Here is a 2408-nt window from a genome sequence, read left to right as displayed (position 1 = left end):
TCTGCGCGCTCACCGACATCGCCGGTCCGGACTTTCGCCGTTTCGCGTCGAGCAGCGGGGTGGAGTTCCGCAACACCGCGTTGCGGCTGCCGCGCTATCGCGAGCTGAGCGGGTTCACCGAGGCCAACGACGCCTATCTCGAGGTCGCGCTGGACCTGGGCGAGCAGGCGCTGGTGGCCGCGCTGGATGAGGCCAAGGTCAAGCCATCGGAGCTCGACATCGTGTTTTCCACGACGGTCACCGGGCTGGCGGTTCCCACGCTGGAGGCGCGGCTGGCGACGCGGGTCGGGCTGCGCCCCGACGTCAAGCGTGTCCCGCTGTTCGGCCTGGGGTGTGTGGCCGGTGCGGCGGGCGTGGCGCGCATGCACGACTACCTGCGCGCCTTCCCCGATCACACGGCCGCGCTGCTCGCGGTGGAGCTGTGCTCGCTGACCGTTCAACGCCAGGACAAGTCGGTCGCCAATCTCGTCGCCACCAGCCTGTTCGGGGACGGGGCGGCGGTGGTGATCACCGAGGGCGCCAACCGCGCCGGCCGCGAACACACCGGTCCCCGCGTGCTGGCCACCCGCAGCCACCTCTATCCCGATACCGAGGAGATCATGGGCTGGAAGATCGGCGCCGACGGCTTCCGGATCGTGCTGTCCGCCGACGTCGCCACCATCGCCGAGAAGTATCTGGGCGACGACGTCCGCGATTTCCTCGCCGACCACGGGCTGACCCCGCGCGATGTGACGACCTGGGTGTGCCACCCGGGGGGCCCGCGGGTGATAGAGACCGTCGAGAGCGTCCTGGACCTTCCCCCGGCCGCTCTCGACCACACACGAAACTCGTTGCGCGAGAACGGCAATCTGTCGTCGGTCTCGGTGCTCGACGTGCTCGCGGCCAACCTCGCCGATCCGCCCCCGCCCGCCTCGATGGGGTTGATGATCGCGATGGGCCCGGCGTTCTGCTCCGAGCTGGTGCTGCTGGCCTGGTAGAGCTGGTAAAGACTGTAGCCATGTATTACCTGCTGGTGCTGGCGGTCGGGCTGGAGCGCGTGGCGGAGCTGGTGGTGTCCACCCGCAATGCGCGATGGTCGTTTACGCAGGGCGCCAAGGAGTTTGGCCGGTCCCACTATCCGGTGATGGTGACCATTCACACCGCGTTGCTGGTCGGCTGCCTCGTCGAGCCGTGGGCGCTGCACCGGCCCTTCATCGCGTGGCTGGGCTGGCCGATGCTGGCGGTGGTGGTGGCCAGCCAGGCGCTGCGCTGGTGGTGCATCACGACGCTGGGCCGGCGATGGAACACCCGCGTGATCGTGCTGCCGCAGGCGCCGCTGGTGCGTCAGGGTCCCTACCGCTGGCTGCACCACCCGAACTATGTTGCAGTGGTGGCCGAAGGCTTGGCACTGCCGCTGGTGCACACGGCGTGGCTGACCGCGGCGCTGTTCACGCTGGCCAACGCCGCGTTGCTCAGGGTGCGTCTACAGGTGGAGAACTCGGCGTTGGGCTACACGTGAGCGATTACGACGCGGACCTGTTGATCGTCGGCGGCGGCCCGGGCGGGCTGGCGACGGCGTTACACGCTCGCCGCCAAGGACTTTCGGTGATCGTGGCCGAACCGCGCGACGGCCCCATCGACAAGGCGTGTGGCGAGGGGTTGATGCCGGGCGGCTTGGCCGAATTGACCTCGCTGGGCGTGGATCCCGTCGGCATGCCCTTTCACGGGATCGCGTACGTGAGTGAGCGGCGGCGAGCGCAGGCGCAATTTCGCGGCGGGCCGGGGCGCGGCGTGCGCCGCACGACGTTGCACGCGGCGCTGGCCGCGCGCGCCAAGGAGCAGGACACCGACTGGATCCGCGCGCGGGTGACGAAGGTGGCGCAGGACGCCCACGGCGTGTCGGCCGCCGGTGTGCGCGCGAAATGGTTGGTGGCCGCCGACGGGCTGCATTCACAGGTGCGTCGCGCCGTCGGAATCACCGCGACCGCGGGGACGCCGCGCCGCTACGGCGTGCGTTGGCACTACCGGGTACCGGCCTGGTCGGAATTCGTCGAGGTGCACTGGTCGCGCTGGGGCGAGGCGTACGTGACACCGGTCGAGCCCGACCTGGTCGGGGTGGCCATCCTGTCGCGCGGTCGGCCCGACCCGGCGTGGTTCCCGCGGCTGGCCCGCCAGCTGCACGGCGCCGAGCCGGGGCAGCCCCGCGGCTGCGGCCCCTTGCGGCAGGTGGTCTCGCGCCGGGTGGCGGGGCGCGTGCTGCTGGTCGGGGACGCGGCCGGCTACGAGGACGCGCTCACCGGCGAGGGCATCAGCCTGGCGTTCAAGCAGTCCGCGGCGGCGGTCGACGCCATCGTCAATGAGCGGCCGGCCGCATACGAGACGGCGTGGCACCGGATCACCCGCGATTACCGGCTGCTCACCCGCGCGCT

Annotated in this window: 3 protein-coding genes; all 3 read left to right on the top strand. The window is 70.8% G+C overall.

The genetic code is table 11. The features are described 5' to 3' along the window. Positions 1-977: type III polyketide synthase (locus tag A5624_RS11210; protein WP_066866078.1), on the top strand; the 977-nt coding region annotated here is incomplete at its 5' end. 20 nt (positions 978-997) lie between these two features. Beyond that, positions 998-1498: an isoprenylcysteine carboxyl methyltransferase family protein gene (locus A5624_RS11205; protein WP_066866076.1), complete on the top strand. Its 501-nt coding sequence runs from the start codon at positions 998-1000 to the stop codon at positions 1496-1498. Further along, positions 1495-2408 (top strand): NAD(P)/FAD-dependent oxidoreductase (locus A5624_RS11200; RefSeq protein ID WP_066866073.1); only part of this gene is annotated, 914 nt, incomplete at its 3' end. The genes A5624_RS11205 and A5624_RS11200, both read left to right, overlap by 4 nt.

Source organism: Mycobacterium sp. 1482292.6, from assembly GCF_001672995.1.
Lineage (GTDB): Bacteria > Actinomycetota > Actinomycetes > Mycobacteriales > Mycobacteriaceae > Mycobacterium > Mycobacterium europaeum_A.
This window is presented reverse-complemented; position numbering and strand designations above follow the sequence as displayed.